15 protein-coding genes and 1 tRNA gene are annotated in these 14,253 nt (G+C 63.5%); 7 read left to right on the top strand and 9 right to left on the bottom strand.

The genetic code is table 11. The annotated features are described in order from the left end of the window. The first annotated feature begins 400 nt into the window (after positions 1-400). Positions 401-736: a hypothetical protein gene (locus KVT37_RS14710; protein WP_217574120.1), complete on the top strand. Its 336-nt coding sequence runs from the start codon at positions 401-403 to the stop codon at positions 734-736. Positions 737-869: 133 nt separating this feature from the next. On the opposite strand, the gene KVT37_RS14705 is transcribed toward KVT37_RS14710, so the two are convergent. The 3 genes from KVT37_RS14705 to KVT37_RS14695 form a co-directional block, all read right to left on the bottom strand. Further along, positions 870-1,313, bottom strand: a complete 444-nt coding sequence (locus KVT37_RS14705; protein ID WP_217574118.1) for a hypothetical protein — start codon at positions 1,311-1,313, stop codon at positions 870-872. A 154-nt stretch (positions 1,314-1,467) separates the two neighbouring features. Further along, on the bottom strand, positions 1,468-1,800 hold the full coding sequence (locus KVT37_RS14700) for a hypothetical protein (protein WP_217574116.1): 333 nt from the start codon (positions 1,798-1,800) through the stop codon (positions 1,468-1,470). Between the two features lie 165 nt (positions 1,801-1,965). Next, a tRNA-Ala gene (locus KVT37_RS14695) sits at positions 1,966-2,041 on the bottom strand. 132 nt (positions 2,042-2,173) lie between these two features. Between KVT37_RS14695 and KVT37_RS14690 the strand changes: the two genes are divergently transcribed. Both KVT37_RS14690 and KVT37_RS14685 read left to right on the top strand, forming a co-directional pair. After that, positions 2,174-2,464, top strand: a complete 291-nt coding sequence (locus tag KVT37_RS14690) for a YggT family protein (RefSeq protein WP_217574114.1) — start codon at positions 2,174-2,176, stop codon at positions 2,462-2,464. 16 nt (positions 2,465-2,480) lie between these two features. After that, positions 2,481-2,798 carry a DUF167 family protein gene (locus KVT37_RS14685; RefSeq protein WP_217574112.1) on the top strand — a complete coding sequence of 106 codons (318 nt, stop codon included), beginning with the start codon at positions 2,481-2,483 and terminating at the stop codon, positions 2,796-2,798. 414 nt (positions 2,799-3,212) lie between these two features. Here KVT37_RS14685 and KVT37_RS14680 read toward each other — a convergent pair whose 3' ends face one another. From KVT37_RS14680 to KVT37_RS14670, 3 genes are read right to left on the bottom strand one after another with little or no spacing between them, the layout of a single operon-like run. Next, the gene (locus tag KVT37_RS14680) at positions 3,213-4,094 is read right to left on the bottom strand and encodes a MurR/RpiR family transcriptional regulator (RefSeq protein WP_217574110.1); all 882 of its coding nucleotides are present in this window, start codon (positions 4,092-4,094) and stop codon (positions 3,213-3,215) included. Beyond that, positions 4,091-5,158 (bottom strand): ABC transporter ATP-binding protein, encoded by a 1,068-nt coding sequence (locus tag KVT37_RS14675; RefSeq protein ID WP_217574108.1) that lies wholly within the window; start codon positions 5,156-5,158, stop codon positions 4,091-4,093. Before KVT37_RS14675 ends, KVT37_RS14680 begins: the two co-directional genes overlap by 4 nt. A gap of 1 nt (position 5,159) precedes the next feature. Beyond that, a complete protein-coding gene (locus KVT37_RS14670; protein ID WP_217574106.1) occupies positions 5,160-5,930 on the bottom strand; it encodes an SDR family NAD(P)-dependent oxidoreductase in 771 nt (256 codons plus the stop codon). 173 nt (positions 5,931-6,103) lie between these two features. Here KVT37_RS14670 and KVT37_RS14665 point away from each other — a divergent pair, with 173 nt between their 5' ends. From KVT37_RS14665 to KVT37_RS14650, 4 genes are all read left to right on the top strand, one after another. Further along, positions 6,104-7,330 (top strand): sugar ABC transporter substrate-binding protein, encoded by a 1,227-nt coding sequence (locus KVT37_RS14665; protein WP_217574104.1) that lies wholly within the window; start codon positions 6,104-6,106, stop codon positions 7,328-7,330. A gap of 110 nt (positions 7,331-7,440) precedes the next feature. Further along, the gene (locus tag KVT37_RS14660; RefSeq protein ID WP_217574102.1) at positions 7,441-8,310 is read left to right on the top strand and encodes a carbohydrate ABC transporter permease; all 870 of its coding nucleotides are present in this window, start codon (positions 7,441-7,443) and stop codon (positions 8,308-8,310) included. Further along, positions 8,307-9,131 (top strand): carbohydrate ABC transporter permease, encoded by an 825-nt coding sequence (locus tag KVT37_RS14655; RefSeq protein WP_217574100.1) that lies wholly within the window; start codon positions 8,307-8,309, stop codon positions 9,129-9,131. The genes KVT37_RS14660 and KVT37_RS14655 overlap by 4 nt, the downstream gene beginning before the upstream one ends. A gap of 19 nt (positions 9,132-9,150) precedes the next feature. Continuing rightward, a complete protein-coding gene (locus KVT37_RS14650) occupies positions 9,151-10,695 on the top strand; it encodes a M81 family metallopeptidase (RefSeq protein WP_217574098.1) in 1,545 nt (514 codons plus the stop codon). A 96-nt stretch (positions 10,696-10,791) separates the two neighbouring features. On the opposite strand, the gene KVT37_RS14645 is transcribed toward KVT37_RS14650, so the two are convergent. From KVT37_RS14645 to KVT37_RS14635, 3 genes are all read right to left on the bottom strand, one after another. Then, positions 10,792-12,855 carry a 3-hydroxyacyl-CoA dehydrogenase NAD-binding domain-containing protein gene (locus KVT37_RS14645; RefSeq protein WP_217574096.1) on the bottom strand — a complete coding sequence of 688 codons (2,064 nt, stop codon included), beginning with the start codon at positions 12,853-12,855 and terminating at the stop codon, positions 10,792-10,794. A 100-nt stretch (positions 12,856-12,955) separates the two neighbouring features. After that, positions 12,956-13,546 carry a hypothetical protein gene (locus tag KVT37_RS14640; RefSeq protein ID WP_217574094.1) on the bottom strand — a complete coding sequence of 197 codons (591 nt, stop codon included), beginning with the start codon at positions 13,544-13,546 and terminating at the stop codon, positions 12,956-12,958. 46 nt (positions 13,547-13,592) lie between these two features. Continuing rightward, the gene (locus tag KVT37_RS14635; protein ID WP_217574092.1) at positions 13,593-14,201 is read right to left on the bottom strand and encodes a TetR/AcrR family transcriptional regulator; all 609 of its coding nucleotides are present in this window, start codon (positions 14,199-14,201) and stop codon (positions 13,593-13,595) included. Between the last annotated feature and the right edge of the window lie 52 nt (positions 14,202-14,253).

Raw genomic sequence — 14,253 nt, 5'->3', positions numbered from 1 at the left:
CCTCGTCATTCTATGGCGGAGCAAGGAGCGAAGCGACGCGGCGCAGACCATAGAATCCATGCCGTGACTTGGAAGCGCCGCCACGGTGCAGAATTCTGTTCCGTTGCACTGCTTGGCGAAGGTAACGGTATGGATTCTAGGGTCTTCGCGACGGAGCTTCGCTCCTGCTCCGCCCTAGAATGATGATCGCGATGGACATTTCGGCCAGTCTCCAACGCATGCCACTCGCGGGATGGTATGAAAGACAGCGGTCGCTCTCGTGACCTCCAGCCTGACGCCGGCCCAATACATGATCTAACGCTCATATGTGCGGCCGAAAATCAAAGTGATCTCGGCTGCCGCAAATCGCCCCCAATCAGGACGTTCTTCCGGCCTTATTCTGGAGAGTTGGAGAGGCCCGATGAAAATATCTGTTCTTGCCCTTGCCGGGACCATGCTGGCGGTGATGCCGGCGGTCGAGGCGGCGCCGATGGTTGGCGTGCCGGCCAGAAATAGCCTGGTGCAGGAGGCGCGTGTCACATGCGCCTATTTGACCGACGACGGCTACTGCGTGCGGCCGCACAAGAAGCACAAGCACTGGAAGCGGAAGCATTACTACCAGCCTGCCTACCGCAGCTATGAGCCGCAGCCGCCGGACGAATATTACTGGCGCTATCAGCGTCCGCGGCCGATTATCCGGGTCGTTCCAAACTACCCGCCGCGGGACGAAGACAATTGGGATGATTGGGACGATTGAGATCGCCTGAGGCCCGGAGCCGCGCTTCGCCTGCCAAATGGCCTGCTTGCGCGCCTCTCGGTCTCCAATGGCCGGCATTCGGCGCCCATGCAGCGCCTTCGCCGGCCATCCAAGAAGACCGGGCGTGCGGCCCCTACCGCTTCAGCGCGATGCTGATGCCGCTGAGATCGGCGTTGACCTGCAGGCCGACCTGCCTGCCGGTGAGCTCGAGTTGGGCGCCCTTGTCATTGGTCATGACGATCACCTGCGCGCCCTTGCCGAGCGCGCCGCCGCCGCCGGCCGCGCCATAGACACCCGTCACGTCGCTGGCACGGCGAATGTGGCGCACCGTGCCCTGGAAATAGGTCTTGGAGGCGCCGAAGGCGAGGCCGCCCGAGACGCCGCCGACCGAGATCGGATAGCGTTTGCCATGGAAGCTCAGCGTACCTTCGCCGCCGGAGCCGCCGATAAAAAAGGCCGCCTTGTAGACGGAAAAACGGATCGTGCCGCTGTCGGCATGCGCGGCGCTGGCAAAGCTCACGCCGGCGGCCGCGATTGCGGCAACCGCGACGGAACGGAATCTGGACAAAATCTGCATGATGGGAACTCCTCAAGGATCGCCGCTTGCCCAACCGGCCGGGCATGTCAGCGTCGTATCAAAGCTTAGCTGAACAGTCTCGACCCGTCATTGGTTCCAGGCGCGTGGCCCGAAATCCGGCAATCACAAAATGCTGAGGGGGAGGCGGCTAGCCTCAGGGATGGTCGGGAACGACTTCAAGCAGGTAGAACGGAGCGTAGATATGCGTGATCTCCATGTCGCGCATCAGGTCACCGCACTCAGACTTATCCGGCATCCATTTCTCAAACTCGTACTTCCACCGGGTCGGATCGCTCTTTCGCGATTTGGCGATAAGTGCCTTCGCACGCTTTGTCAGACGAGCGCCGCCTGTGGCCTCGAAATCGCAGACCTTGTTTGCACCGGCTGCCATGGCTGCGACAATGAAAGGATCGTTGTTCCATTTCTCAGCCATTGCCGTCATCGGATAGAAGACGACAGCGACAATAGCCACCGATGCCTTGAACACGTGATCCGCCCCCCTGCGCCACTTGACTTGAATGTCTTGGCTTTAGGACGAAGTGTCAATCAACCGAGGCCCCGACGGGGACACGCTGCACAAATGGGCGGCGAAGGATGGTAGCAAGCTATAGCTAAGCTACTTCTGCCGACCATTTCGTTGTCTGGATTCCGCTGGTGGAGCTGAGGGGGATCGAACCCCTGACCTCATCATTGCGAACGATGCGCTCTCCCAGCTGAGCTACAGCCCCGTTCCAGCGGATCGGCTTGTATCGGTCGCGGCGGTTTGATGTCAAGGCGAAACGCTTCGATCCGCCGTGCCCGGCGGGCCTTGCCGGTTCGGCACGCAATGGCTACATGTCGCGCAATCAACGGAGCCTCGAATGAACGCGGTTATCGACACTCTTATCTACGCGCTAAGCATTTACGGCTGGATCGTTATCGCTGCCGCGATATTTTCCTGGCTATATGCCTTCAACGTCGTCAACTCGCGCAACCAGTTTGTTAGCAGTGTCGGCAATATGCTCTACCAGTTGACCGAGCCAGCTTTCCGGCCGATCCGTCGCTTCATGCCCAATCTCGGCGGCATCGACATATCGCCACTCGTTGTGCTGGTGATCGTTTTTTTCCTAGAAAGCTTCCTCAACTCGACCGTCAGGTCCCTTTTCAACTAAACTTGCGCCGATATGCATGAGCCTCTTCCGCTTGCGCCACGACGGCATCGACCTGTTCGTGCGGCTGACGCCAAAAGCGGCGCTTGACCGGATCGACGGTGTCGTAACGTCAGCGGACGGTCGCAGTCATCTCAAGGCGCGGGTCCGCGCCGTGCCGGAGAACGGCGCCGCCAACACGGCGCTGGAACGGATGCTGGCCAAAGCACTGGGTGTTTCTGCGTCGGCCGTTTCGGTGGTTGCCGGCGGAACGTCCCGGTTGAAGACGCTGCGGGTGGTGGGGGATGGAGCAGCGCTGGCGAAGAGCGTCGAGGCTTTTGGGCAACCCCAAATTTGAAATGCTGGCGGGACAGCGCCCCCCTCTGTCCTGCCAGGCTGAGGCTACGGCATGCACCACATTTCCGAGCAACTGGTCTTGGGCGATAGCGTGCATGGCAGCCTGGCGCATGCATTGTCTTATGTAGCGCTGGGTCGACCCCCACTCCGTCTCGGCTTCGCCGAGCCACCTCTCCCCCGATCGACGGGGTAGAGGAAAGGCGCCAAGCTTTTTTGCCGTCAACGCTGATCCAGCAAGGCTCCCTTCCTTTCCCTCCGGAGGGGGGAAAGGTGGCGCTGCGAAGCAGCGACGGATTGGGGGAACCACGCGGCAATCAAGCCTCCGGCCGATCAGTCATGCCAGTCACAGAAGATGTACATCGCGTAGGGGGCGCGAAAGAACGCCAGCTTCGACGGCGCAAGCCGCTGCAATCGCTCAATCCCCCAGCGGCAGCCGTGGGTCGTCCACCTTCAGCGTGTTCACGCTCTGCTTGATGCGGCGCAAATTCTCCAGGACCTTCGGCCCGCGCGATTCGGCCACCGTGGTGGCGATCATGTCGACGATGGCCAGAAGCGCGTAACGCGACGAAGTCGGCTTGTAGATGTTGCCGTCCTCGACGGGCTGCAAAAGGATGACCGTGTCGGCGACCTTGGCCAAAGCCGAGTCCGGCGCGGTGATGGCGACGGTGGCGGCGCCATATTGCTGCGCAACCTCGACCGCCTCGATCACCGAGCGCGCATAGCCCGACACCGAGAACGCGACCAGCGTCGTCTCCGGCGTCGCGACCGCGGCATACATGCGCTGCAGCTGGCCGTCGATCTGGGCGAGCGCCGAGAGGCCGAGCCTGAACAGCCGGTTCTGCATCTCGGTCGCCATCATCGAGGAAATGCCGCCGGAGCCGATGCACAATATGTTGCCTGACCTTGCGATGCGGGCCGCGACATCCATCAGCGTCGTCATGTCGAGGTTTTCGCTGGCGCGCTGGATGGCGGCGATCGCGGCCTCGGTGATGGCCGAGGCGATGCGCTGCTCGCGCGCGTCGCGGCTGAGCGGTTCCGGCGACAGATACTGGCCGCCGATGGCGATCGCCTGGGCGAGGTAGAATTTGAAATCGCGCAGACCCTCGCAGCCGAGATTGCGGCAGAAGCGGGTGACGGTCGGCTCGCTGACGCCGACGCGCGCGGCAATTTCCGAGATCGCCGCCTTGGAGGCGAAGTCGAGATCGGACAGCACCAGCCCGGCCAGCCGGCGATCCGACTTGGTGCCGTCCTGCGACATCAGTTGCAGGCGGGTGATGATGTCGGCCGGCGTTTTCACAGGGGCAGGCCCGTCGCCTTGTCGAACAGGTGGATGTTGCGCGGATCGACGCTCACCGGCAGTCGGTCGCCCGGCTTCACCTGCAGCCGATCGCGGAACACCGCGCGCACCGTGTCGCCGCCGACCGAACCATAGACATGGGTTTCCGAGCCGGTCGGCTCGACGACATCGACCTTGATCGCGATAGCATCGTCCGCCGCCCCGACGACGAAATGCTCCGGCCGGATGCCGGCCTCGACCGTGTCACCTCCCGATCCTGCCTTGCCGGCAAGCGCCAGCCGGCCGCCGCTGCTGGTCTCGAACCAGGACTCGGCTCCGGCCGTCTTCAGCGCGCCCGAGACAAAGCTCATCGACGGCGAGCCGATGAAGCCGGCGACGAATTTGTTGGCCGGCTTGTCGTAAAGCTCCAGCGGCTGCCCGACCTGCTGGATGCGGCCGCGATCCATCACCACGATGCGGTCGGCCATGGTCATGGCCTCGATCTGATCGTGGGTGACATAGACGATGGTCGACTTCAGCCGCTGGTGCAGCGCCTTGATCTCGGTCCGCATCTGCACGCGCAGTTGCGCATCGAGGTTGGAGAGCGGCTCGTCGAAGAGGAACACCGAAGGCTCGCGCACGATGGCGCGGCCCATGGCGACGCGCTGACGCTGGCCGCCGGACAATTGCCGTGGGTAGCGGTCGAGATAGGAGAAGAGGTTCAGCACGCCGGACGCCTTCTTCACCTTGTCGTCGATCGCGGCGCGCGTCTCGCCGCGGATCTTCGGACCGAAGCCGATATTTTCGGCAGCCTTCAGATGCGGGAACAGCGCGTAGGACTGGAACACCATGGCGATGTTGCGCTTCTGCGGTGGCAGCTCGTTGGCGCGGGTGCCGCCGATGACGAGATCGCCGGAGGTGATCGTCTCCAGCCCGGCCAGCATGCGCAGCAGCGTGGACTTGCCGCAGCCGGACGGGCCGACCAGCACGACGAACTCGCCGGTCCGGATATCCAGGTTGATGTCCTCGAGGATTTTGTGCTGGCCGAAGGATTTCGACAGGTTGCGGAACTGGACGCCGGTCATGTCACGCTCCCAGAATATCGTCGATGAAGGGCAGGTAGCCGGCTGTCAGTCCCGCATCCACCGGCACCACGGCACCTGTTATGCCGGAAGCCCGCTCCGAGGCAAGGAAAGCCACGGCTTCGGCCACTTCCGACGCATTGACGATGCGGCCAAGCGGATAGAGCCGCTGCAGCCGGCCGAGGATTTCCGGATCCTTCGTCAGGCGATGGTCCCAGGCGGCGGTGCGGATCGAGCCCGGGCAGACGACATTGGCGCGCAGCCCGCTGCGGCCAAGCTCGACGGCGATCGACTTAGCATAGGCGTTGATGCCGGCCTTGGCCGCGGCATAGGCCGGATTGCCGAAATGCGCGATAGCATTGACCGAAGAAATGAAGACGACGCTGCCCGAACCGCGCGCGGCCATTGCCTTAATCAGCGGATCGGCGAAAGTCATCACGCCAGTCAGGTTGAGATCGAGCTCCTGCTCTATTTTGTCCGCCGTCAGCGCCTTCAGCGTCTCGGCGCGCGTCCAGCCGGCATTGTTGATCAGGATGTCGGGAACGCCGTCTCTGTCGAGCAGCGCGGCGATCGCAGCTTCGATCGAGGCCCGGTCGAGCAGGTTGAAGACGTGACGCGAGGCGATATGCGGGCTGGCCAAGGCCTCCGCCGATTGATCGCAGCCGACGATGCGCGCGCCGCGCTCGGCCATGAGCTGTACGATCGCCGAGCCAAGGCCGCCGCCGGCGCCGGTGACGACAATTGTCTTGCCCTCGAAATCGGCCTTCGACACCACGATACGCGTTCCTCCGCCACGCCAGACTGCGACAGAACGCTACCCAACAAAATGTAATTAAGCAACACGATAAACCGCTTGCATTGGCGAAAACCAGCGATAATGTAGGAAAGTAACATAAAACCTGTGCCCTGAAGGGCCAGGCGCGAATGCGCATCAATGGGAGAGATCAGATGAGCCTTGCGAAATGGACTGTCGGCCTGTTGGCCGGGATGAGCATGCTGGCGCTGGCAGCGCCCGCCGATGCCGGCGAGGTGCGCGTCACCGTCGCCGAGTACAGCGCCAAGACCGGCCCCTATTTCGAAGCGGTCAAGAAGGAATTCGAGGCGGCCAATCCCGGCATCACCATCAAATATGAGGTGGTGCCGTGGGATGTGCTGCTGCAGAAACTCACCACCGACATCACCGCCGGCACCAATGCGGACCTGTCGATCATCGGCACCCGCTGGCTGATCGATTTCGTGCAGCAGGGTGTCGCCGAGCCGCTCGACAGCTACATCAAGCCCGAGTTCAAGGACCGCTTCATCGACACCTTCCTGTCGCCCTCGATCATGGACGGCCACACTTACGGCCTGCCGATCGCGGCTTCAGCGCGCGCCATGTACTACAACAAGGAATTGTTCGAGAAGGCCGGCATCGCCAAGCCGCCGGCAACCTGGACCGAGCTGCAGGAAGACGCCCGCAAGATCAAGGCTCAAGGCGCTTTCGGCTTCGGCCTGCAGGGCAAGGAGATCGAGACCGACGTCTATTACTATTATGCGATGTGGTCGCAGGGCACCGAGATCCTCAACAAGGACGGTACCTCCGGCTTGGGCACGCCCGGCGCGCTCGAAGCCGCCAAGCTCTATAAGTCGATGATCGACGAGGGCCTGACCGAGCCGGGCGTCACCTCCAACAACCGCGAGGACGTGCAGAACCTGTTCAAGCAGGGCAAGGTCGGTATGATGATCACCGCGCCCTTCCTGTCCAACCAGATCAAGGAAGAAGCACCGAGCCTGAAATATGGCGTGGCCGCCATTCCCGCCGGCCCGACCGGCGCGCGCGGCACCTATGGTGTCACCGATTCCATCATCATGTTCAAGAATTCCAAGAACAAGGATGAGGCCTGGAAGCTTCTCGACTTCCTGTTCACCAAGGAGCAGCGCGCCAAGTTCACGCAAGGCGAAGGCTTCCTGCCGGTGAACAAGGAAGAAGCGAAGATGGACTATTACGTCAACAACGCCGACCTCGCCGCCTTCACCGCGCTGTTGCCCGACGCCCGCTTCGCGCCGGTCATCCCAGGCTGGGAAGAGATTGCTCAGATCACCTCCGACGCCATGCAGAAGATCTATCTCGGCGGCGATCCAGAGGCCGGTCTGAAGGATGCGGCGGCCAAGGCCAATGGTGTGCTGAAGAAATAGGGCGTCTCTCCCTGCGCCCCGTGGCGCGCCCTACCCCCGCGGGGCGCGCCACACCCATCTTCGGCCGCGAAGCCGGCACCAGCCAAGTTCCAGCGTGACTCCATAGGCCGATGCAAAGCCGGATCCTGCCCTATCTCCTAACCTTGCCCAGCCTGTTCCTGGCGGCGATCGTCATCTTCTGGCCGGTCTGGGACCTGATCCAGATCGCGACGCATGACGTCAACCGCTTCGGCCAGTTGCGCGAGTTCAGCGGCCTCGCCAATTTCACCGAGTTGTTCGCCGACCCCGATTTTGTCGCCGCGCTCTGGCGCACCGGGCTCTGGACCTTACTGGTGGTCGGCGGCGCGCTGCTGCTGTCGATCCCGGTGGCGATGATCCTCAACATGGATTTTTACGGCCGCGGCCTCGCCCGCGTCATCATCATGCTGCCCTGGGCAGTGTCGCTGACCATGACCGCGGTGGTCTGGCGCTGGGCGCTCAGCGGCGAAAGCGGCATGCTGAACTCGGCGCTGATGAAGCTTGGGCTGATCGGCCAGAACATCCAGTGGCTGGCGAGCGCCGAGACGGCTTTCCCCATGCAGGTGCTGATCGGCATATTGGTGACGGTGCCGTTCACCACCACGATCTTCCTCGGCGGACTGTCGTCGATCCCGGACGATCTCTATGAGGCGGCAGCCCTCGAGGGAGCCACGCATTTCCAGCAGTTTCGCGAAATCACCTTTCCGTTGCTGAAGCCGTTCATCAACATCGCGATCGTGCTCAACACCATCTACGTCTTCAATTCCTTCCCGATCATCTGGGTGATGACGCAGGGCGGGCCGGCGAACTCGACCGATATCCTGGTCACGCATCTCTACAAGCTCGCCTTCCGCATCGGCAAACTGGGCGAGGCTTCCGCCGTGTCGCTGGTGATGTTCGCGATCCTGCTCCTTTTCACCATGATCTATGTGCGCCTCGCCATGCGGGAGCAGCGCGTATGACCCCGAAACTCAAACGCACCGTCATCGCCTGGATGCTGCTGGCCCCATTGATCGTCGTCACGATCTTCCCCTTCGCGGTGATGTTTCTCACCGCCGTCAAGCCGCGCACCGAGGTGCTGACGCCGACCTGGTGGCCGAGCGAATTCCACTGGTCGAATTTTTCCGACATGTGGGTCGCGACCGGCTTCGGCCAGGCGCTCGTCAACTCGCTCTATGTTTCGGCGCTGGCAACGGTCGGTGCGATCCTGATTTCGGTGCCGGCGGCCTATGCGATGTCGCGCTTCCGCTTTGCCGGCTATGGCGCCTTCCGCCAGTTCCTGCTGATCTCCCAGATGATCTCGCCGATCGTGCTGGTGCTCGGCCTGTTCAGGCTGATGGCCGCCTGGGGGCTGGTCGAGTCGACGACGGCGCTCGGCTTCATCTACATGGCCTTCAACGTCGCCTTCACGGTCTGGATGCTGCAGAGCTATTTCGACACCATCCCGCGCGACCTCGAGGAAGCCGCCTGGATGGAAGGCGCTGGCCGCTGGTTGACGCTGCGCAAAGTGTTCCTGCCGCTCTGCCTGCCGGCGATCGCCGTGACGGCGATCTTCACCTTCATCAACGCCTGGAACGAGTTCGTCGTGGCGCTCACCATGCTGCGCAGCCAGGAAAGCTATACGCTGCCGATCCAGGTTTTTTCCCTCGTCGCCGGCCGCTATACGATCGAATGGCACCATGTCATGGCGGCCACGCTGCTGGCGACGCTGCCGGTGGCGATCCTCTTCATCTGGCTGCAGCGTTATCTCGTCCGGGGCTTGGCGCTCGGGGCCGTCAAATAGCTCCGCCTAGGAAAAGTTCATGCGCATCTTCACCGCCTCGCTGGCGACGGAAACCAACACCTTCTCGCCGATCCCGACCGATCGGGCCTCCTTCGAGATGGCTTTCTATGCCGGCCCGGGCAAGCATCCTGAAACGCCGACGCTCTGCTCCTCGCCCATCGTCGCGCTGCGCAAGCGCGCGGCCAGGGAAGGGCTGACGGTCATCGAGGGCACCGCCACCTGGGCCGAACCCGGTGGCCTGGTGCAGCGGCAGACCTATGAGGCGCTACGCGACGAGATCCTTGGCCAGCTCAAGGCCGCGCTGCCGGTCGATGCCGTGATCCTCGGCCTGCATGGTGCCATGGTCGCGCAAGGTTATGACGATTGCGAAGGCGACCTGCTGGAGCGCGTGCGCGCCATCGTCGGCCCGAAAGTCGTGATCGCTTCGGAGTTCGACCCGCACAGCCATCTGACGCCGAAGCGCGTGGCGGCCTGCAATGTCATGGCCTATTTCCTCGAATTCCCGCACACCGATTTCTACGAGCGCGGCGAGCATGTCGTCGAGCTCGGCCTCGCGGCGGCGCGCGGTGACATCAAGCCGGTGATCTCGACCTTCGACTGCCGCATGATCCAGGTGCTGCCGACCAGCCGCGAGCCGATGCGCTCCTTCGTCGACAAGATCAAGGCGCTGCACGGCAAGGACGGCGTGCTCTCGGTCTCGGTCATCCACGGCTTCATGGCCGCCGACGTCCCGGAAATGGGCACGCGCATCCTGGTCGTCACCGACAACGACAAGGCGAAAGGCGACACGCTTGCGGAAACGCTGGGACGCGAGCTTTATGCGCTGCGCGAGAAAACCGCCATGACGATGCTCGCCGCCTCGGCGGGCATCGACCAGGCGCTTGCCGTGCGGGCCGAACGCAAGGACAAGCCAGTGGTGATCGCCGACATCTGGGACAATCCAGGCGGCGGCGTGCCGGGTGACGGCACCTTCGTGCTGCGCGAGCTGCTTGCGCGTGGGGTGAACAATGTCGGCGTGGCGACCATCTGGGACCCGATCGCGGTGACCTTCTGCCATGCCGCTGGCGAGGGCGCCGTCATCGACCTGCGCTTCGGCGGCAAGGCCGGACCGCAGGCCGGCGAACCGATCGACGCGCGCGTCACGGTGCTCAAGACGGCCAACGAAGGCTGGCAGAGTTTCGGCCCAAGCCGGGTGACGTTGGGACCGTCGGCGGTGGTGCGCATCGAAGGCACCGAGGTCGAAATCATCTTGAACACCAACCGCACCCAGACCTTCGAGCCGGATGTCTTCTCCAACATCGGCATCGATCCGATGGCGAAGGACATCCTGCTGATCAAGTCGACCAACCATTTTTATGCCGGCTTCGAACCGATCGCCGCCGAGATCATCTATGTCGCCGCGCCGAGTTCCTATCCGAGCAATCCGGCCAAGACGGATTACAAGAAGCTGACGCGGCCGGTGTGGCCGCGGGTGGCAGATCCGTGGACACAGCCAATCTCCACCCTCGTGGGGGAGATGCCCGGCAGGGCAGAGGGGCGCGCGAAGGACCGCGATCTTGCTTAGCTTGGGTAGAGGGCAACCGACGGTGTCGGCGCGACTTCGATGGACTGAAACGTCGGCGGGGCAGCGGCGGCGCGAAGGAATGCGACGTTGAGCCCTTTACAGGGCTTCCCAAGCGCCCGTCTCGGCAAACCGCCTTAGCACCGGCGCCGGCTCGAAAATCGCCCGGCCAGTTTGCCGGTGCCAATGCCCGAGACGCTCGACGATTTTGCCTGCGCCTTCAAGCCCGGCCCAGAACATCGGTCCGCCCTTGCCGATGGGAAAACCGTAGCCGTTGACCCAGACGACATCGATGTCGGACGCGCGCGCAGCAATGCCTTCCTCGAGGATTTTCGCGCCTTCGTTGACCAGCGGATAAAGCGTGCGCTCGATGATCTCGTCGGCGCCGATCTCGCGCCGGGTGATGCTGCGTTCCGCCGCCTTGGCACGGATCAGCGCCTCGACCTCCGGATCCGCAAGCGGCTCGCGCGAGCCAGCCTCATAGCGGTACCACCCACTTCCGGTCTTCTGGCCGAAATGGCCCTGCTCGCACAGCGTGTCGGCGATCACTGCCGTCTGGCCGCGCGCCTTGCGGTTGCGCCAGGAGATGTCGAGGCCGGCGAGGTCGCCCATCTGGAACGGCCCCATCGGCCAGCCGAAATCGGTGAACGCCTTGTCGACCTGGCCGGGAGTCGCGCCCTCGAGCAGCAGCGCCTCGTTCTCGGCGCCGCGCGCGGACAGCATGCGGTTGCCGACAAAGCCGTGGCAGACGCCGACGACGACCGCCACCTTGCCGATGCGCCGGGCGAGATCGGCGACCGTCACGAGCACGTCGGGCGCGGTCTTTTCGGCGCGCACGATCTCCAAGAGCTTCATGACATTTGCCGGCGAAAAGAAATGCATGCCGAGCAGATCCTGGGGACGCGAAGTCGAGGCGGCGATTTCGTCGACGTCGAGATAGGAGGTGTTGGTGGCGAGGATCGCGCCGGGTTTGGCGATTGCATCGAGCTTGCCGAAGACCTCTTTCTTGACTGCCATGTCCTCGAACACGGCCTCGATAATCAGGTCGCAGTCGGCGAGATCGGCATAGTCGGTGCTGCCCTTGAACAGCCCGAGCCGCTGCCGCTTGGCATCTTCACCTAGCGACCCACGGCTGACCGAGACGGCGTAGTTTTTCTCGATCGTCGCCAGCCCGCGCTGCAGCGCCTCCGCGTTTGTCTCCAGCAAAGTCACCGGAAGAGCGCCATTGGCGAAGGCCATGGCGATGCCACCGCCCATGGTGCCGGCGCCGATGATGCCGACGCGGGCGATTTGGCGCTTCCGCAGATCCTTGCCGGGAATTTTCGCCGCCTCGCGCTCGGCGAAGAACAGATGCCGCTGCGCGCGCGACTGGTCGCCGGAAACAAGTCTTACAAAGAGCTGGCGTTCGGCGGCCAGCGCCTCGTCGAACGGTAAGGTGATCGCGTTGCGCACGGCCTCGGCGCAAGCGAGCGGCGCTTCCAGTCCGCGGGCTTTTCTGGCCAGATCGGCCGCCTGGGCGTCGAACGCGGCGAGATCGATCCCGGCGAGGCGGTCATTGCGGTCGCGCACCGGCGCGAACGGGCCGCCGCGATCAGCCATTTCGTTGGCGAAACGAACCGCCACTGCCAACAGGTCGCCATCGACAACCGCATCGGCAAGACCAGTTGCTTTCGCCTCGTCCGCCGAAATCGGCGTTCCGGAAACGATCATGCCGAGCGCTTTCGCGGGGCCAACCAGGCGCGGCAGCCGCACTGTGCCGCCGCCGCCCGGCAGCAGGCCCAGCTTCACTTCCGGCAGGCCGAGCTTGGCGCCGCGATCGGCGACACGGAAATGACAACCGAGCGCCAACTCCAGCCCGCCGCCCAGCGCCGTGCCGTGAATGGCGGCCACCGTCGGTTTGGCGATGGTTTCGAGCAGGGCGATGATGGCGCGCAACTCCGGCTGCTCCACCGGCTTGCCGAATTCGGTGATGTCGGCGCCGGCGACGAAGGTGCGTCCGGCGCAGGCGATGACGATGGCCCTGGCGGCGGGATCGTCGCGCAGCGCGGTCAGTGCCTCATGGAGCGGCTTGCGGACGTGGAAGCTAAGCGCATTGACCGGCGGGTTGTCGATGGTGACTACCGCCACGCCGTTCTTGTTCGCGACACTGACAGAACTGGACAAGCGGAACCTCCCGAGACCGGCATAGATCGCGCAAGGGGTTTACTAGGCCCGCCAGCGAATGGGAACCCAATCCGGCATTGGCCTAATGGTTGGCCGGCGGTCAGTTGTCCACCCGGCCGAAGGGCGGCACGTCGCCGATCACTTCACGCTTGTCCTTGCCGCAGACGAAGGTCTTGGCCTTTTCGTCGGCCAGCTTGCGGGCCTGGTCGTTGGCCTGCGGGTTGCCGGTGGCAAGCACCAGGCCGACGGTGCAGCCCTGACGCTCTTCCGGTTGCGCGACCTTGGCGACGACCAGCACATCGGTCGATTTCTTGTCGTCCTCTGGGTTGCTGACGGAACGGCGATGAATGGCGGCGAAGGGGATGGCGACGTCGCCATTGGTCTCGATGCGCCATTCCACCTTGGGGCCGGAGCCGTTGAAGGCGGTGAAACTCTCCCAGACCGCGGTCATGTCGTCGGACGGAAAGCCGTAATAGACGGACTCCCGCGCATCGTCGTAGCCGATCAGCACCGGATAGCCGCGATAGCCGGAGCAGACCAGGTTCGCCCAGTCGCCGTCGCCTTCGGCGGCCTGGGCATAGGTCACGCAGTCCTTCTTCGAGTCGAGATCGGTGTAGGCGCTGGAGATTTCGCCGGCCTGTGCCGCCTGGCAGAAACCGGCGAGGGCAAGCGGGATCAGAAGGGCACGCATGACGGGCAAACTCCGCTTCGAGTTGCCGAAAGCGTAACGCCGTTTGTTATTTCTTCAAGCTGGCTTCGATCAGGAGGTCGGCGTTGCGGGCCACCGACGCCGCCGGTCCGCCACGGCCGAAAAGCTGGCCGCTGATATAGGCGCCTTCGATGAGGAGTAGCAGGCCGTCGCCCAGCGTGTCGAAATCGGGCGCGCCCATCGCGGCCGCCATGGCGCGCAGGCGCCGGCGCAGTTCCACTTTGTTGTTCTCGCTCACCACCCGCGCGGGATGTCCATGCTCGGGATATTCCACCGCGGCATTGGTCATGCCGCAGCCGCGGTAATCCGGCTTCTGGGTGCGTTTGCCGACGCGGGTCAGGAAAGCGATGATCTGCGCGCGCGGATTGCCGGGATGCGCGTTAACGGCCTCGTCGAAGCGTTCCCAGAATTCCAGGTCATATTTGCGCAGATAGGAGGCGGCGAGCTCATCCTTGGACGGGAAGCTGCGGTAGAGGCTCGGCTTGGTGACGCCGGCGCGCTTGACGATCTCGTCGACGCCGATCGCCCTGATGCCTTCGCGATAAAAAAGGTCGCGTGCCACGTCGAGGATCTTGTCCGCCGCCCTTGGGGCCGGGACCTCGCTGATCGACGTTTCAATTTTTTTGTCCGATGGCATACAGAGAACTCGCTTGACAATGTTACCGACCGGTACGTATGTATGGCGTCAT

The organism is Mesorhizobium sp. GbtcB19 (assembly GCF_019091085.1).
Lineage (GTDB): Bacteria > Pseudomonadota > Alphaproteobacteria > Rhizobiales > Rhizobiaceae > Mesorhizobium.
The sequence above is the reverse complement of the archived record's forward strand: the minus strand, read 5'-3'. Positions and strand labels throughout refer to the sequence as shown.

Coding starts and splice junctions, on each gene's coding strand:
- KVT37_RS14685 (WP_217574112.1), top strand. CDS start 2,481: ATGAGCCTCTTCCGCTTGCGCCACGACGGCATCGACCTGTTCGTGCGG.
- KVT37_RS14675 (WP_217574108.1), bottom strand. CDS start 5,158: ATGACCGGCGTCCAGTTCCGCAACCTGTCGAAATCCTTCGGCCAGCAC.
- KVT37_RS14660 (WP_217574102.1), top strand. CDS start 7,441: ATGCAAAGCCGGATCCTGCCCTATCTCCTAACCTTGCCCAGCCTGTTC.
- KVT37_RS14690 (WP_217574114.1), top strand. CDS start 2,174: ATGAACGCGGTTATCGACACTCTTATCTACGCGCTAAGCATTTACGGC.
- KVT37_RS14665 (WP_217574104.1), top strand. CDS start 6,104: ATGAGCCTTGCGAAATGGACTGTCGGCCTGTTGGCCGGGATGAGCATG.
- KVT37_RS14710 (WP_217574120.1), top strand. CDS start 401: ATGAAAATATCTGTTCTTGCCCTTGCCGGGACCATGCTGGCGGTGATG.
- KVT37_RS14650 (WP_217574098.1), top strand. CDS start 9,151: ATGCGCATCTTCACCGCCTCGCTGGCGACGGAAACCAACACCTTCTCG.
- KVT37_RS14635 (WP_217574092.1), bottom strand. CDS start 14,201: ATGCCATCGGACAAAAAAATTGAAACGTCGATCAGCGAGGTCCCGGCC.
- KVT37_RS14655 (WP_217574100.1), top strand. CDS start 8,307: ATGACCCCGAAACTCAAACGCACCGTCATCGCCTGGATGCTGCTGGCC.
- KVT37_RS14705 (WP_217574118.1), bottom strand. CDS start 1,313: ATGCAGATTTTGTCCAGATTCCGTTCCGTCGCGGTTGCCGCAATCGCG.
- KVT37_RS14640 (WP_217574094.1), bottom strand. CDS start 13,546: ATGCGTGCCCTTCTGATCCCGCTTGCCCTCGCCGGTTTCTGCCAGGCG.